Genomic DNA, 15,497 nt, shown 5'->3' with positions numbered 1-15,497 from the left:
CACGCGGCAGCAGGCGTCTGAGCAACGCCGTATGGTCAGGAGGTCTGCACCAGGTTCAGAATTCCTTTGGTGTCCAGAACACACCAATAGCGCCCTTGCGAGAGGCGTTACACTGCGATATGCGAGGTGATCATCTCCGGCAAGCGGAGAGGCCCTCAAGACTGGAGGCACAGCATGAAGGTAGGCATTAACGGCTTTGGCCGCATTGGTCGTCTGGTGTTCCGCATTCTTGAAGAGCGAGGTGTGGAGGTCGTGGCCATCAACGACCTGACCGACAACCGTACCCTCGCCACACTCCTGAAATATGACAGCACCGCCGGACGCTTTAACGGCACCGTCGAGTTCGACGAAGCCAGCCTGACCGTCAACGGCAAGAAGATCCAGGCGCTGGCCGAGCGCGACCCCGCCAACATCAAGTGGGGCGAACTGGGCGCCGACATCGTGATCGAGTCGACCGGTATCTTCACCGACCGCGAGGGGGCGAGCAAGCACCTCGCCGGCGGCGCCAAGAAGGTCCTGATCACGGCTCCCGCCAAGAACGAGGACTTCAGCGTGGTGCTGGGCGTCAACGAGCAAGACTACGACCCCAAAAACCACAACATCATCAGCAACGCCAGCTGCACCACCAACAGCCTGGGTGCGCCGATGAAGCTGCTGGACGAGGCTTTCGGCATCGAGAAGGCCATCATGACCACCGTCCACAGCTACACCAACGACCAGCGCGTGCTGGACCTCCCGCACAGCGACCTGCGCCGTGCGCGCGCTGCCGCAGTGAACATCATCCCCACCAGCACCGGAGCGGCGAAAGCCGTCTCCCAGGTGTACCCGGCCCTGAAGGGCAAGTTCGACGGCACCAGCCTGCGCGTTCCCACGCCCACCGGCAGCATCAGCGACGTTGTGGTGATCCTGGGCCGTGAAGTGACGGTCGCCGAGGTCAACGATGTGTTCCGTAAGGCCGCCGAAGGCAGCCACAAGGGCATCATCGCCTACACCGAAGATCCCATCGTGCTGAGCGACATCGTGGGCGACCCCCACAGCGCCATCATCGACGGCGGGCTCACCATGGCCATGGGCAACCTGGTGAAGTTCTTCAGCTGGTACGACAACGAGTGGGGCTACAGCAACCGCATTGCCGACCTCGTGCAGCTCGTTCAGCAAAAAGGCACCTAAACAGGCTGCGCCGGGAGCGACACGCGGAGCTGTACCCGCAAGCGTCACGCGGAGGTTCCAGCTTCACGCCAGGCCGCCCCGGCGTGAAGGGGAGGCAGAAAGCCGGCAACCGTGCTTTCTGCCTCCCCTTTTTCAATCTTCCCAGGAGGTTTAGATGCAGAATCTCAGTTCGTTGGACGTGAAAGGCAAGCGCGTGCTGGTTCGTGTGGATTACAACGTGCCGGTCAAAGACGGCGTGGTGCAGGACGATACCCGCGTGACCGCCAGCCTGCCCACCGTGAATGCCCTGCTGGGCGCCGGCGCGTCGGTGGTGCTGATGAGCCACTTCGGCCGGCCCAAAGGCGGCCCGGAAGACAAGTACAGCCTGAGGCCGGTGGCGCCTGTGCTGGAAAAGGTGCTGGGCCGGCCCGTGAAGTTCATTGCCAGCCTGCCGGGCAGTGACGAGACTCTTCAGGCCGTGCAGGAACTGCAGCCCGGAGAGGTGGCCCTGCTGGAAAACGTGCGCTTCGAGGCCGGTGAGGAGAAGAACAATCCCGAGCTCAACCAGAAACTCGCGCGCCTGGGTGACGCGTTTGTCCTGGATGCGTTCGGCAGTGCCCACCGCGCACACTCCTCGGTCAGCGGCGTGGCCGCCCAGCTTCCTCATGCGGCAGGCACGCTGCTTCAGACTGAAGTCGAGGCCCTGGGCCGCCTGATCGAGGCTCCGGAGTCACCGTACGTGGTCATCATCGGCGGCGCAAAGGTCAGCGACAAGATCAAGGTCATCGAGAATCTGCTGCCCAAGGTAGACCGCATGCTGATCGGCGGAGGCATGATGTTCACCTTTATCAAGGCGCGTGGCGGCGTGATCGGCAACAGCCTGGTCGAGGACGATCAGGTCGACTACGCCCGCGGTCTGCTGGAACAGTTCGGGGACAAGCTGATGCTCCCGACTGATGCGGTGGCTGCCGACCGGTTCGCTGCAGATGCAGATACCCGGGTTGTGCCTGCAGACCAGATTCCGGAAGGCTGGATGGGCCTGGATATTGGTCCGGACACCCAGCAGGCCTACACCGAAGCGCTGCGCGGCGCAAAGACCGTGTTCTGGAACGGGCCGATGGGCGTGTTCGAGTTTCCGGCGTTCGCAGCAGGCACCAATGCTGTCGCTGCCGCCGTGGGCAGCCTGAAAAATCAGGCCTACACGGTCGTGGGCGGTGGGGATTCGGTCAGCGCCATCAACAAGAGTGGCAAGGCCGACCAGATTGACCACATCAGCACCGGCGGCGGCGCCAGCCTGGAGCTGCTCGAAGGCAAAGCGCTGCCCGGCGTCGAAGCGATGCGTTAATGGCGGTGACCTGCCTGCTGCGGTACGAAGTTCGCGCCGAACATCTGGCTGACTTCGAAACGTACGGCCGCAAGTGGATCACCCTGGTGGGCCGCTTCGGAGGGGAGCATCACGGTTACTTTCTCCCGTCGGAAGGCGCGTCGGACGTGGCTTACGCGCTGTTCACCTTCCCGAGTCTGTCCGCGTACGAAGCCTACCGCGAGCAGTCGGCACTCGACCCTGTGTGTCAGAAGCTCTTCAAGCAGCTTCCAGACTTCGTGACACGCTATGACCGAACCTTTCTGAGGCCCGTGTTCGACGGGCAGGAGCTATAAATGCCGAACAATCTATTGGCCTTGAACTGGAAAATGAACAAGACCCCCTCCGAGGCTCAGGCCTGGGCGGCCGAGCTGTCCTCCGCACTGTCACCGGGTGAAGCCGAACTGGCCGTCATGGCCCCGGCCATCATGCTTCCAGCACTTGCCGCCGGGCTGCCGGCTGGCGTGGCTTATGGCGGGCAGGATGTCAGCCAGCATGAATCAGGAGCGTATACCGGCGAGATCAGCGCCGCCATGCTCAGGGACGTAGGGGCCAAGTACGCCATCGTGGGCCACAGCGAGCGCCGTGAGTACCACGGTGAAACCGACGCCGTGGTGGCCGCCAAGGCACGTCAGGCACAGGCTCACGGATTGACTCCTATCGTCTGCGTGGGCGAAGGGCTGGAGGTGCGTGAACGTGGTGAGCACGTCCAGTACACGCTCGCCCAGCTGCGTGGCAGCCTCGAAGGAGTCGGAACGGATGTGGTGATTGCCTACGAGCCCGTCTGGGCGATCGGGACCGGCAAGACCGCCACAGCGGAAGACGCTGAGGAGCTCGCTGAAGCTATCCGCGGCGCTCTGACCGAACAGTACGGTGAGGCTGCGGGCACCCTGCGCATTCTGTACGGCGGTAGCGTCAAGCCGGACAACATCGCTTCAATCTGCGCCAAGCCGAATGTGAACGGCGCTCTGGTCGGCGGCGCCAGCCTCAAGGTTGCTGACGTTGTCGGCATGAACGACGCTTTGAAGTAACGCACTTCCCTCTTCCCGCATATCAACTGTTGCGGGAGGTTTCGCTTTAGTGAATATTTTCACGATGATGCCAGATCGTGAAATTTTGGTTCGCTTAATCGGTCTGTCGAATGATGTGTGCTTATGTGTGAGCGTGTGTGTGCGGCCTAGGTCTAACGTGCCTACGCACCCTCAACAGCAAGTCATAAGGCTGAAGGGCTCAGAGGCTCAAAATCAGACCCCACTTTCCTCTCGTCAGGACGAACATATTTACCGGTCTAGCGGCGACCGAAAAAATTCGTTACAGGCGCCGATGCTCGCACCGTTACAGGCATCAATGCTACTCAGCATGCAACCACCGTCGATTTTCCATGGAACCTGTCACTGTAGCCTATACGAGAGAGCCTTGCGCAGGCCAGGGCAAAGAAAATACTGCAGCTCGTCTGCCCTCTTTTCAGCCCGCCTATACTAACCGCCGATGATCAGCAATATTCGCGACCTGAAGCAGCACGTGGGTGAGACAGTCACGCTCCAAGCCTGGCTGACCGACAAGAGTGGAAAGGGCAAAATTCAGTTTCTCAAGCTGCGCGATGGCAGCGGGTTCGTGCAAGCCACAGTATTCAAAAATGACGTAGAGGAAGAGGTCTTCGAGTCAGCGAAACGCCTGACCCAGGAGCAGGCGCTGACCCTGACCGGCGAGGTACGTGCCGACGAGCGCGCACCTGGCGGAGTGGAACTGAGCGTGCGCAGGCTCTCCCCCATCAGCGAGAACCACGCCGAATACCCGATCACTCCAAAAGAACACGGCATCGAGTTCCTCATGGACCAGAGGCACCTGTGGCTCCGTCACCGACGGCCCTGGGCCATCATGCGTATCCGGGACTGCGTCCAGCGCGCCATCGTAGATTTTTTTCATAGCGAAGGTTTCGTACGTTTTGACGCCCCGTTCTTTACTCCTAACGCCGCCGAAGGCACCACGGAACTGTTTGAGATTGACCTGTTCGGTGAGGACAAGGCGTACCTTTCACAGACCGGACAGCTCCACGCGGAAGCTGGCGCGTTCGCCTTCGGCAAGGTCTACACGTTCGGACCGACCTTCCGGGCTGAAAAAAGCAAGACGCGCCGGCACCTGCTGGAATTCTGGATGGTCGAACCCGAAGTTGCGCCCAGCAACCACAAGCAGAACATGGACCTACAGGAGCGGTTCGTCAGCTTCCTGGTCCGCCGGGCGCTGGACGAATGCACGGTGGAACTTGAAATGCTGGGGCGTGACCTCAGCAAACTCAAGGGGGCAGCTGAAGGCAACTACCCGAGGGTGACCTACACGGAAGCCCTCGAGATTGTCAGGCAGCACATCGAAAACAAGGATCTGCCCCCTAACGTTCAGGAAGACGTGCAGCCAGTCGAGTGGGGGGACGACCTTGGGGCGCCGCATGAGACCATCCTTGGGCACCATTTCGACCGTCCTGTCATGATCGAGAAGTATCCGGCTGCCATCAAGGCCTTCTATATGCAGCCTGATCCGGAAGATTCCAGGGTCGCTCTGTGCGACGACATGATCGCTCCGGAGGGCTATGGAGAAATCATCGGCGGCTCCGAGCGCATCCACGACTACGACCTCCTCAAATCCCGTATCGAGCATGAAGGGCTGCCGCTGGAAGCCTTTGACTGGTACCTGGACCTGCGCCGGGTGGGCAGCGTGCCTCATGCTGGATTCGGGATGGGACTTGAACGGGTGATTGCTTGGATCAGCGGCATCGACCACATCCGGGAGGCTATTCCTTTCCCGCGTATGCTCACGCGAATGCGGCCGTGAGCTGACAAACGGATAGGGGCTGTGAACACTTGTCACAGCCCTTCTTTTGCGTCGGACTCAGGGAAGATAATAAAATGATCCATGTCCCTTACTCTATGTGAATTTCTTCACGATATCTCAAGATCGTGATTTTAGTGTTCTCTTTCTCTTGCATTGCTGAGCTAAGCTGTGCCTATGATCGCCTACAGCGAGGTCTGCGCTTTTACCAATACCCCGGGAATGGGCAACCGGGCTGGGGTGGTGCTGGATGCTTCTGACCTGAGCGAACAGGAAATGCAGCAGCTTGCCGCATTCGTCGGCACGCCCGAAACAGTGTTCGCGACGCGACTTACGCCGGGTGCCGTTCGGGTCCGGTATTTCACGCCTACGCAGGAAATTGAATTCTGCGGTCACGCGACCGTTGCTCTGGGTCTTGTTCTGGCGCAGAACGGGCACTGGACAGGGCAATCCCTGCATCTGGAAACCCTGGCCGGCCGAGTACCGCTGCGTCTGGAATGTCAGGCGGGTGTGCCCAGCAAGGTCTGGATGCGGCAGCCCGCACTGCAGACCCGTTCTGTGCCACCAAGCCTGCGCGGAGAGCTGGCAGAGGTCCTGGGAATCGACTCACGCATGATCCACCGGGGATTGCCGCTGGCTGCCGCAAGCACAGGCGGGTGGAGCGTCGTGGTCCCTCTACTGGACCGGTTGATTCTGGACGGCTTGGAACCAGACTTCTCGCGTATCCACAGCCTCACCGAAGCGTTGGATGTCGTCAGCCTGTATGCGTATGCCCCAGTGGGTGTCAACCGGTTTGCCACGAGAGACTTTGCGCCTCGCGTCGGCATTCCCGAAGACCCGGTGACGGGCAGCGCTGCTGGCGCTCTGCTGGGCCTGCTCGCATCGCAGGGTCGGCTGCCCGTCAGGGGCGAACGCGCGTGCGGGCTGATTAATCAGGGACACGCCATGGGGACACCAGGCGAAGTGGAAGTCGAGATCGAGATTCAGGGTCACGACGTGCGGGCAGTTCATGTCGGCGGTGAGGCGGTTCTCGACCGGGAAGGGACCTGGTCGCGGCCCCTGAGCAGCTAGCCCGTCTGGAACATCAGGGCAACACCTGCCCGCCAGACCCTACACTGCCCGGATGCTTGGTCTGATCGGTGTGGATGTAGACGGGACCCTGGTGGGCACCCGCAATGAGGTCAGGGACGATGTCTGGAAGGCATTGGAAGGCGCCCGCTCGCGGGGTGTGAGGATCGTGCTGTGCAGTGGCCGCCCTGCCCTTGGTCATGCGCTGGACTACGCCCGGAGGCTCGACCCTGACGGCTGGCACGTGTTCCAGAACGGTGCCAGCGTGGTTCACGCATCAAGCGGCGAAAGCATGTCAGAGACCTTCCCCCCTGAAGCGCTGCCTGGGCTCCTGGAACGCGCGCGGGCCACTGGGCGCCTGCTGGAAGTCTATTCCGACGTTGAGGTGGCCGTGACCCACCCCGGCGAACTGGCGCGCCGCCACGCTGCTCTGCTGGGCGTACCTTACGAGCCTCAGGCTCCAGAGGAGCTTCGTGGCACTCCGGTGCGCACCCAATGGGTGGTGCCGCGTGAACAGGAAGAACTCGTGGTCGCTGGCCCTCATGAAGGCCTGGATCTGCATCCTGCCGGGAGCCCAGGCATGCCGGACGTAATGTTCATCAGCGTCACGCGCGCCGGCATCAGTAAAGGCAGTGCCATACGGCGGATCGCCGCGCAGTACGGAATTTCCCTGGACCGCGCCATGATGGTCGGTGACGGCGAGAACGATGTCTCGGCCATGAAAGTTGTTGGACATCCCGTGGCCATGGGGAATGCCGACGCGCCGGCCCGGGACGCCGCGCGGCATACCGTGGGTCATGTGGATGAAGGCGGCCTCCGCGAAGCAGTGGAGCTGGCACTAACGCTGTAGGAAACAAAGAAGCAGCCCCGCCATAACTCAAGCGGGGCTGCTTCTTTTGGCTCCTTACACCAGAACGGGTTCGGTGTATTCGCCGTACACGGTCTTGAGCACGTCCATCTGCTCGCCCAGCGTGACGTAGGCATGGGCGCATTCCAGGAAGGCGGGCATGGAGTTGGCGCCGGTCACGGCCGTGTCCCGCAGGGCTTCGATCGCGGCGGTTGCCCGCTGCGGGTCGCGTTCGCGGCGAACCTGGGCCAGGCGCCGGGCCTGCAATTCCTCGACCTGCGGATCGATGATCTGCAGCGGGACTTCCACCGCGTCCTGCACGAACTCGTTGACGCCCACGATCAACCGGTCCTTGGTCTCGACCTCGCGCTGGTAGCGGTAGGCAGCTTCTGCCATTTCCAGCTGGAAAAAACCGTTGTCGATACCGGCTTCCACGCCGCCCATCATGCGGATCTGCTCGATGTAACCCATGGCAGCAGCTTCGATATCGTTGGTGAGCTTCTCGACATAGTAGCTTCCGGCCAGTGGATCGACCACACCGGCCACGCCGGTTTCATAGGCGATGATCTGCTGGGTGCGCAGAGCAATCGCGGCGCTTTCCTCGGTGGGCAGGGCCAGCGCTTCGTCGAAGGCGTCCGTGTGCAGGCTCTGAGTACCGCCCAGCACCGCCGCGAGCGCCTGAATGGCCACACGCGCGATGTTGTTCAGTGGCTGCTGGGCTGGCAGGGAGACACCAGCAGTCTGCGAGTGCGTGCGCAGCATCCAGCTCTTGGGGTTCTTGGCCCCGTAGCGGTCGCGCATCTGACGCGCCCAGATCCGGCGGGCTGCACGCAGCTTGGCGATCTCCTCAAAAAAGTCGTTGTGGATGTCCCAGAAAAACGAGATGCGCGGGGCGAACTCGTCGATGTTCAGGCCACGTTCCAGCGCCTTTTCTACATAATGAAAGCCGTCGGCCAGTGTAAACGCCAGTTCCTGCACGCCGGTCGCACCGGCCTCGCGGATGTGGTACCCGCTGACCGAGATGAAGTTCCAGCGCGGCACGACCTTGGGGCCCCACTCGAAGGTATCGATGACCAGCTTCACGCTGGGTGCGGGTGGGTAGATGAACTCCTTCTGGGCAATGAATTCCTTCAGGATGTCGTTCTGAATGGTGCCGCCGACCTTGCTCAGGTCTTTGCCCTGCTTCTGGGCGTTGGCGATGTACATGGCCCAGATGGCGTTGGCCGGCGAGTTGATGGTCATGGAGGTCGTGACCAGTTCAGGGTCGATGCCCTGAAACAGGATCTCCATGTCAGCCAGAGAACTGACAGCCACACCGCACTTCCCGACTTCTCCTCGGCTGAAGGGATGGTCGGAGTCATACCCCATCAGGGTGGGCAGGTCGAAGGCGGTGGACAGGCCAGTCTGACCGGCCTTGAGCAGCGAGTGAAAGCGTTCGTTGGTCTGCTCGGCGCTGCCGAAGCCCGCGAACATGCGCATGGTCCAGAGCTTGCCGCGGTACACGCTGGGCTGGACGCCCCGGGTGTACGGGAACTCTCCGGGATACCCAAGGTCGCGTTCCGCGTCCCAGCCATCCAGGTCGTCGGCCGTATAGATCGGCTCGGGCTCCATATCCGAGAGGTTCTTGAAGTTGTACTTGCGCTCCGGAAATTTCTGAGCCGCAGGTTCGTAGACACTTTGCAACCACTCGTTCTTGGTCTTCATGAGGCACCTCCAGGGGAGACAGGCAGGGCCGGCATCTTGATGCAAAGCCGCGAAAAACTAACGCCCGTTAGGTTGCCTCCAGGGTAGCAGAGTCTTGCGTGCCTCACGTGATAGTGGCTCCCGGACGACCATACAAATGCAGGCGAAAACTGCGGTTGCACCTGGGCACACTGGCCCGTCCAGGGCAACATCCGCGGTGTCCCCCTTCCGATCTGCTAAAATCTACGTTTGGGTGTCCCGCCCCGCGATCGTGTGGCGGGCTTTTTTATGCCTGAGAAGAGAGCTGAAGACATTCCAGCGCACGGCTGGCTGCTCAAGGCTCGGCACGAGGAGCGAGAAGATTTATGGAATACCGGAACATCGCCATTATTGCGCACGTTGACCACGGCAAGACCACACTGGTGGACGGGCTGCTCAAGCAGACCCTCAAGCTCGGCCACGGCGAGGAAATCGCAGAGCGGGCCATGGACAGCAACGACCTGGAAAAGGAACGTGGCATCACCATTCTCGCCAAGAACACGGCCGTCGAATACAACGGCGTGAAGATTAACATCGTGGATACGCCAGGACACGCCGACTTCGGCGGTGAAGTCGAGCGCGTGCTGGGCATGGTGGACGGCGCGCTGGTGCTGGTAGACGCGGCCGAAGGCCCCATGCCCCAGACCCGATTCGTGCTGCGCAAGGCCATTGAGCTGGGTCTCAAGCCCATCGTGGTCATCAACAAGATCGACCGCCAGGACGCACGCCCTGAAGAAGTGGTCAACCTGACCTTCGACCTGATGGCTGAACTGGGCGCCAACGACGACCAGCTCGACTTTCCGATCCTGTATGCCATTGCACGTGAAGGCAAGGCGTTCAAGGACCTGAACAACCCGCAGGAAGACATGCACGAGCTGTTCGAGATGGTGCTCGAGCAGATTCCCGCTCCCAGCGTAGACCTGGAAGCTCCTTTCCAGATGCTGGTGACCAACCTGGACTACTCCGAGTACCTGGGCCGCATCGTGCTGGGCCGGGTTCAGCGCGGCACCGTCAAGAAGGGCGAGTTTGTGCAGCTGATGCACAAGGACGGGACCATGACCAAGTCCCGCGTCGTGCAGCCCTTCACCCACATGGGCCTGCGCCGTATCGAGGTCGATCAGGTCGGAGCCGGGGATATCGTGGCTCTGGCAGGCATCGAGGACGCGCAGATCGGCGAGACCGTAGCTGACCTGGCGGATCCTGAAGCCTTGCCCATCATCACTGTGGACGAGCCGACCGTCTCCATGATCTTCCAGCCCAACACCTCACCGTTTGCCGGTAAGGAAGGCAAGTACGTCACCTCGCGCCACATCAACGACCGCCTCAAGCGCGAAGTGATGACCAACGTGTCGCTGAAGGTCGAAGAGATCCGCCCTGACGAATTCAAAGTCAGCGGGCGCGGGGAACTTCACCTCTCGATCCTGCTGGAAACCATGCGCCGCGAGGGTTATGAAGTGCAGGTCGGCGCGCCCCAGGTGATCATCCGCGAGATCGACGGCGAGAAGCACGAGCCGATCGAGCATCTGGTCATCGACGTGCCGGATCACCACTCCAGCACCGTGATTGGTGTGCTGGGTGCCCGCAAGGGACAGATGGTGAACATGGAACCCCAGGGTTCGCGTACCCGAGTGGAATTCAAGATTCCGTCGCGCGCGCTGTTCGGCTTCCGCACCCAGTTCCTGAGCATGACCCAGGGTGAAGGCATCATGAGCCACATCTTTGACGGGTACGCACCGTGGGCCGGGGAACTCAAGACCCGCCAGAACGGCTCGCTGGTCAGCATGGAAGATGGCGTAGCCTTTGCCTACAGCATCTGGAAACTGCAGGACCGCGGCAGCTTCTTCATCGACGCTGGTCAGGAAGTGTACGTGGGCATGATCGTGGGTGAAAACGCCCGCGAGCAGGACATGAACGTCAACGTCTGCAAGAACAAGAAGCTGACCAACGTTCGTTCCAGCGGTGCCGACGAAGCCCTGACCCTGATCCCGCCCAAGCGCATGAGCCTGGAAGACGCGCTGGAGTACATTGCCGACGACGAGCTGGTGGAACTGACGCCGCAGAGCATCCGCCTGCGCAAAAAAGTGCTCAACCCCAGCTTCCGCAAGTAAACGAAGCTGTAACAGAACGAAGCAGTCACAGGAGGCCGGGTCATACCCGGCCTCCTGTCTCATTCAGTGGTCTGAAGGGTGCCAGGCAAGCTTGCAATCAGCGACCTGAGCGTAATACGGCCAGGATGTGAGAGTCATTCAGCGTTACCGAGATTCATTACGAATCCCGGGCTCGATTTCCTGTCACCAGGCCAGAGCAGTCTGCAGGATCGCCCTTGTAACTCCGCCATTTCCTCGTTGTGTCTGTGCCTCGGTCGCCCCGATGATCTGCGCGGCGTGATGACGCAACCTGACGCAAGGGGCGCGACCGTACGGACTGATCGAAAACGTAGTCACGCACGATGACGCTCGTGGGCAGGGGATTGGCACTGCAGTGATGACCTATGTCATGGATTTGTCCCGAACCCTGAACGTTTACAAAGTCCTGCCAGTGACAGACGGCAATCGAGAGCGGATTACACTCCGATGCTGTGCATTACTGCCCTCGCTTTGACCCCTGCACAGCAGGGGGTAGCTTCCTCCTGCCCGCTTCCGCCAGTCAGAGGTTCCTGCCCTTTCACGTCAAATCCGTTATTTCCACATTCGGGGGAACTGCAAGGTGGTTTGCCACGTACCCTGACCATATGAACGGCGCGACTCTCGGAGGAACACTCTGATGCCCGATGTTCTGAACTGGCTGGCCTTGCCTCTGGCCATCTTCGCCGTAATTTACTTTTCTTCGGTGATGTTCAGGTCGCAGGGTACCAGTGCCAGAACTGTAGTCCGTGCGTCCGGCCTGGTGGTTCTGGCAGCCCTTCTGGGCGCAGACTGGGTGGTGCATCCGGCAGCTGGCATGCTCCTGGGTTTCTTTGGCTCCCAGGCTTTTGGCAAGTGGCACAAACGCAGGGCTGCCCTGTTTACCGGACTGTTGGCCGCGCTGGTATTCAGTGCGCTGGGCGCCCAGTGGATCATGTACCCACTGGCTGTTATGGCGGCGTTCTGGCTGTTGAGCCAGGGGTCATCGGGATCGCGCCGGCACCATCGTCAGCCCTCAGGAGCCGCAGGAGCCCTGCCAGAGCACACAGGGGGGCAGATGTGGCCTGGTGAACGGAACTGGTTATCACCTGAAGGGGAAGTCTCAACGGTCCGGGCAACAACGGCAAATACCAGCAAGCGCAAAGCCGAACCATCACATTCAACTGCAAAAGCTGCTCCTCTCGGCGGACCGGCCAGTGCCTTGGAGGCCCTGTACCGGAACGAAGGTCTTCCTGCGGATATCCGGGCACAGCTCGTGGCGCTGGACCTCCGGACTAAGGAAGTCCTCACGCATCTGCAAGCTGGAGGACAGACCAGTAGTGAGGGGGCCTACCTGGCGCAGGCTATCCGTGAGGATTACGCACCCACTGCTGTCCAGGCCTATCTGAAGCTCCCCAGTGTCCAGGCGGAAGTGACACCCCTTCAGGATGGAAAAACCGGTGGTGAACTGCTCAGAGAACAGCTGGACCTGCTGCTGGGCGCTGTGCAGGAGCTACTGGGCGGGGCCCTGAAAGTCAGCAGTCAGGACCTCTTGACGCATCAGCGATTTCTTGAAGAGCGCTTCGGTACACGCAGCGAAGACCTGAAGGTATAGTCCTGCCGGACAACGGGTATTCAGGAGGCTCATGAAGCTGCTTTACTACCTGAATGACCGCCGATGTGACTGTGCGCCGCGCTGACCGGGCTGACGTCCCCGCCATTCTGGAGATCTACAACGAAGCGGTTGTGAATACCACGGCCTCCTATGATCTGGCGCCCGTCAGTCTGGAGTCCCGGCTGACCTGGTTTGACCACAAGCAGCAGGCAGGCTGGCCGGTGCTGGTGGCTGAGCAGGAAGGTAGGGTGGTGGCCTGGGCGACCTACGGGCCCTACCGCGACAAAGCTGGGTACGCAGGGACTGTGGAGCACAGCGTATACGTGCACGCCGGTGGGCGCGGCGGTGGCATAGGACGGGCGCTGATGGCCGCCTTGCTTGCAGACGCTAGGGAACGGAGCCTGCACGTCATGCTGGGTGTCATTGACGCAGAAAATGCCGCGAGTATCCGTTTCCACGAGAATTTCGGGTTTGTGGTCGTCGGCCGGCTTTCGCAGGTCGGGCGAAAATTCGATCGCTGGCTGGACACCGTGTACATGCAGCTGATGCTCCAGACCGAGGCCCCGACAACTTCATTACGCTAATGACATAACGCGCTATGCTGGAGGTGATGACTGCTGTCTCCCCCGCTTCACCTACCCAAGCCCTGGAGGTCCTGAACCGGGTCTGGGGTTACAGCGCGTTCCGCGGCGTTCAGGCCGAAATCGTCCGGACAGTGACCGATGGGGGCAACGCGCTGGTCCTGATGCCGACTGGCGGCGGAAAAAGTCTGTGTTATCAGGTGCCAAGTCTGTTGCGCCCGGGCACAGGCGTGGTGGTCTCTCCGCTGATTGCGCTGATGAAGGACCAGGTGGACGCCCTGCGCCAGCTCGGCGTCCGTGCAGCGTTCCTGAACTCCAGCCTGACTGCCGATGGCGTGCGCGAGGTCGAGCAGGCGCTGCTGGAAAGTGAGCTCGACCTGCTGTATGTGGCTCCCGAACGGCTGCTGCTGCCGCGCACCCTGGAGTTGCTCGAGCGTGCACAGGTGGCCTTGTTTGCCATTGACGAGGCGCACTGCGTTTCGCAGTGGGGACATGATTTCCGGCCCGAGTACGGGCAGCTGCACGTGCTGCCTCAGCGTTTTCCTTACGTTCCCCGGCTGGCACTGACCGCCACCGCAGACGAGCGCACCCAGGCGGACATGCTCCGTGTGCTGCAGCTGCACGGCGCTCCGCGTTTCGTCAGCTCGTTTGACCGCCCGAATATTCAGTACCGGGTCACGGCCAAGGAAGGCCCCAAGACACAGCTGCTTGACTTCATCCGCGCTGAGCATCCGGGCGACGCCGGGATCGTGTATTGCCTCTCTCGCAAATCTGTCGAGGAAACGGCGCGCTGGCTGCAGTCGCAGGGAGTAGATGCGGTCGCCTACCACGCCGGCCTTTCGCCCCGTGAGCGTAACCAGGCGCAGGAGCGGTTCCTGAACGAAGAAGGCCTGATCGTGGTGGCCACAGTGGCCTTCGGGATGGGAATCGATAAGCCCAATGTGCGGTTCGTGGCGCACCTGGACCTGCCCAAAAGCATGGAGGGGTACTACCAGGAAACCGGCCGCGCCGGGCGCGACGGGCTGCCCAGCACCGCGTGGATGGTCTACGGACTGGCTGATGTGGTCAATGTTCGCCGGATGCTGGCGCAAAGTGACGCTCCCGAGGACGTCAAACGTGTCGAGGCTGGCAAGCTCGACGCCTTGCTGACCTACTGCGAGGCGGCGACCTGCCGGCGGCAGCTTCTGCTTGAGTACTTTGGCGAACACCTCCGCGAGCCGTGCGGGAACTGCGACGTCTGCCTGAGTCCACCGCGCGTGCAGGACGCGACCCGCGAGGCGCAGATGGCACTTTCTGCCGCCATCCGGACCGGTAACCGGTTCGGAGCAGCCCATCTGACGGATGTTCTGCTGGGCCGCGAGACCGAGAAGGTTCTGGCCATGGGACACCACCAGTTGCCGACCTTCGGAGTGGGACGCGAACACGACGAACGGTTCTGGCGGGGCGTACTCAGGCAGCTCACCAGCCTGGGGTATCTGACATCAGGTGAATACCATGGCCTGAGTGCGACCGGCAAAGCCCGGGCCATTCTGAAAGGAGAAGCGAAGCTCGCGCTGCGAGAGGACAGCCTCCAGCCACGCGAGCGGGTGCGCAAGCGCGACTCGGCACGGTCAGGCCGCACCGCGGTCAGCACGCAGGATCAGCCGCTGTTCGAGGCGCTGCGTCAATGGCGACTGAGCAAGGCGCGGGAGCAGGGTGTACCTCCGTACGTGATCTTTACCGACGCTACCCTCAAGGCAGTCTCCGAGACGCGGCCCGGGAGCCACGCTGCCCTGGGCACCGTCAGCGGCGTTGGGCAGCGGAAACTTGCTGATTACGGCGACGAGGTGCTGCAGGTGGTGCGTGATCTTGGTGGTGCGTCAGGTGTCCAGGCTACGCCCCCTGACCGAGGCGTGGCCGGCAACCGGGCGGTGCTGGACATCCTGAGCGGGTCCCGGCGGGCCACCGAGGCCCCAGCAGGCGTAACGTCAGGCGGCGAGAGTCTCCCGGACCAGCACCGCATTGAGGCTGTAGCGGAGGCGCTGCGGGCCACGCGGCGCGATCTGGCCAGCGAGGCCGGCGTCAGTGCTTTTCTGGTTTTTCCCAACGCCACGCTCGAGGCCGTGGCACAACGCCAGCCCCGCAGCATTGATGAGCTGCGGGGCCTGCCGGGTCTGGGCCCTAAGAGGCTGGAAGCCTACGGCGAAAAGATCGTGCAGACGGTACGTGCCGCGCTGAGCGGATAAGG

General features: G+C 61.7%; 13 protein-coding genes. 12 read left to right on the top strand and 1 reads right to left on the bottom strand.

Features of this window, described 5'->3' with window-relative positions:
• Positions 1-174: 174 nt before the first annotated feature.
• From gap to DEIDE_RS06560, 7 genes are all read left to right on the top strand, one after another.
• The gene (gene gap, locus DEIDE_RS06590) at positions 175-1,170 is read left to right on the top strand and encodes a type I glyceraldehyde-3-phosphate dehydrogenase (protein WP_012693170.1); all 996 of its coding nucleotides are present in this window, start codon (positions 175-177) and stop codon (positions 1,168-1,170) included.
• 154 nt (positions 1,171-1,324) lie between these two features.
• Positions 1,325-2,494: a phosphoglycerate kinase gene (locus DEIDE_RS06585; protein WP_012693169.1), complete on the top strand. Its 1,170-nt coding sequence runs from the start codon at positions 1,325-1,327 to the stop codon at positions 2,492-2,494.
• Positions 2,494-2,808: an NIPSNAP family protein gene (locus tag DEIDE_RS06580; RefSeq protein ID WP_012693168.1), complete on the top strand. Its 315-nt coding sequence runs from the start codon at positions 2,494-2,496 to the stop codon at positions 2,806-2,808. The genes DEIDE_RS06585 and DEIDE_RS06580 overlap by 1 nt, the downstream gene beginning before the upstream one ends.
• Positions 2,809-3,543: a triose-phosphate isomerase gene (gene tpiA / locus DEIDE_RS06575; RefSeq protein ID WP_012693167.1), complete on the top strand. Its 735-nt coding sequence runs from the start codon at positions 2,809-2,811 to the stop codon at positions 3,541-3,543.
• A 457-nt stretch (positions 3,544-4,000) separates the two neighbouring features.
• A complete protein-coding gene (gene asnS / locus DEIDE_RS06570) occupies positions 4,001-5,338 on the top strand; it encodes an asparagine--tRNA ligase (protein WP_012693166.1) in 1,338 nt (445 codons plus the stop codon).
• Between the two features lie 174 nt (positions 5,339-5,512).
• A complete protein-coding gene (locus DEIDE_RS06565; RefSeq protein WP_012693165.1) occupies positions 5,513-6,406 on the top strand; it encodes a PhzF family phenazine biosynthesis isomerase in 894 nt (297 codons plus the stop codon).
• A gap of 52 nt (positions 6,407-6,458) precedes the next feature.
• The gene (locus DEIDE_RS06560) at positions 6,459-7,253 is read left to right on the top strand and encodes a Cof-type HAD-IIB family hydrolase (RefSeq protein WP_012693164.1); all 795 of its coding nucleotides are present in this window, start codon (positions 6,459-6,461) and stop codon (positions 7,251-7,253) included.
• Positions 7,254-7,307: 54 nt separating this feature from the next.
• Here the strand turns inward: DEIDE_RS06560 and DEIDE_RS06555 are convergent, their stop codons facing one another.
• Positions 7,308-8,954 (bottom strand): methylmalonyl-CoA mutase family protein, encoded by a 1,647-nt coding sequence (locus tag DEIDE_RS06555; RefSeq protein ID WP_012693163.1) that lies wholly within the window; start codon positions 8,952-8,954, stop codon positions 7,308-7,310.
• A 344-nt stretch (positions 8,955-9,298) separates the two neighbouring features.
• Between DEIDE_RS06555 and typA the strand changes: the two genes are divergently transcribed.
• From typA to recQ, 5 genes are all read left to right on the top strand, one after another.
• Entirely contained in the window at positions 9,299-11,080 is a 1,782-nt protein-coding gene (typA, locus tag DEIDE_RS06550) for a translational GTPase TypA (protein WP_012693162.1), read from the top strand.
• A 289-nt stretch (positions 11,081-11,369) separates the two neighbouring features.
• Positions 11,370-11,573: a GNAT family N-acetyltransferase gene (locus DEIDE_RS19495; RefSeq protein WP_083764237.1), complete on the top strand. Its 204-nt coding sequence runs from the start codon at positions 11,370-11,372 to the stop codon at positions 11,571-11,573.
• A gap of 162 nt (positions 11,574-11,735) precedes the next feature.
• Positions 11,736-12,689, top strand: coding sequence for a hypothetical protein (locus DEIDE_RS06545; protein WP_012693161.1), 954 nt, complete (start codon positions 11,736-11,738; stop codon positions 12,687-12,689).
• 53 nt (positions 12,690-12,742) lie between these two features.
• Positions 12,743-13,273: a GNAT family N-acetyltransferase gene (locus tag DEIDE_RS06540; protein WP_012693160.1), complete on the top strand. Its 531-nt coding sequence runs from the start codon at positions 12,743-12,745 to the stop codon at positions 13,271-13,273.
• Positions 13,274-13,299: 26 nt separating this feature from the next.
• Positions 13,300-15,495 (top strand): DNA helicase RecQ, encoded by a 2,196-nt coding sequence (gene recQ / locus DEIDE_RS06535; RefSeq protein ID WP_012693159.1) that lies wholly within the window; start codon positions 13,300-13,302, stop codon positions 15,493-15,495.
• Positions 15,496-15,497 lie beyond the last annotated feature (2 nt).

Source organism: Deinococcus deserti VCD115 (assembly GCF_000020685.1).
GTDB lineage: Bacteria > Deinococcota > Deinococci > Deinococcales > Deinococcaceae > Deinococcus > Deinococcus deserti.
Note: the sequence above shows the minus strand (reverse complement) of the source record. Positions and strands in the feature narration are given on the sequence as shown.

Coding starts and splice junctions, on each gene's coding strand:
- gap (WP_012693170.1), top strand. CDS start 175: ATGAAGGTAGGCATTAACGGCTTTGGCCGCATTGGTCGTCTGGTGTTC.
- DEIDE_RS06585 (WP_012693169.1), top strand. CDS start 1,325: ATGCAGAATCTCAGTTCGTTGGACGTGAAAGGCAAGCGCGTGCTGGTT.
- DEIDE_RS06580 (WP_012693168.1), top strand. CDS start 2,494: ATGGCGGTGACCTGCCTGCTGCGGTACGAAGTTCGCGCCGAACATCTG.
- tpiA (WP_012693167.1), top strand. CDS start 2,809: ATGCCGAACAATCTATTGGCCTTGAACTGGAAAATGAACAAGACCCCC.
- asnS (WP_012693166.1), top strand. CDS start 4,001: ATGATCAGCAATATTCGCGACCTGAAGCAGCACGTGGGTGAGACAGTC.
- DEIDE_RS06565 (WP_012693165.1), top strand. CDS start 5,513: ATGATCGCCTACAGCGAGGTCTGCGCTTTTACCAATACCCCGGGAATG.
- DEIDE_RS06560 (WP_012693164.1), top strand. CDS start 6,459: ATGCTTGGTCTGATCGGTGTGGATGTAGACGGGACCCTGGTGGGCACC.
- DEIDE_RS06555 (WP_012693163.1), bottom strand. CDS start 8,954: ATGAAGACCAAGAACGAGTGGTTGCAAAGTGTCTACGAACCTGCGGCT.
- typA (WP_012693162.1), top strand. CDS start 9,299: ATGGAATACCGGAACATCGCCATTATTGCGCACGTTGACCACGGCAAG.
- DEIDE_RS06545 (WP_012693161.1), top strand. CDS start 11,736: ATGCCCGATGTTCTGAACTGGCTGGCCTTGCCTCTGGCCATCTTCGCC.
- DEIDE_RS06540 (WP_012693160.1), top strand. CDS start 12,743: ATGACCGCCGATGTGACTGTGCGCCGCGCTGACCGGGCTGACGTCCCC.
- recQ (WP_012693159.1), top strand. CDS start 13,300: ATGACTGCTGTCTCCCCCGCTTCACCTACCCAAGCCCTGGAGGTCCTG.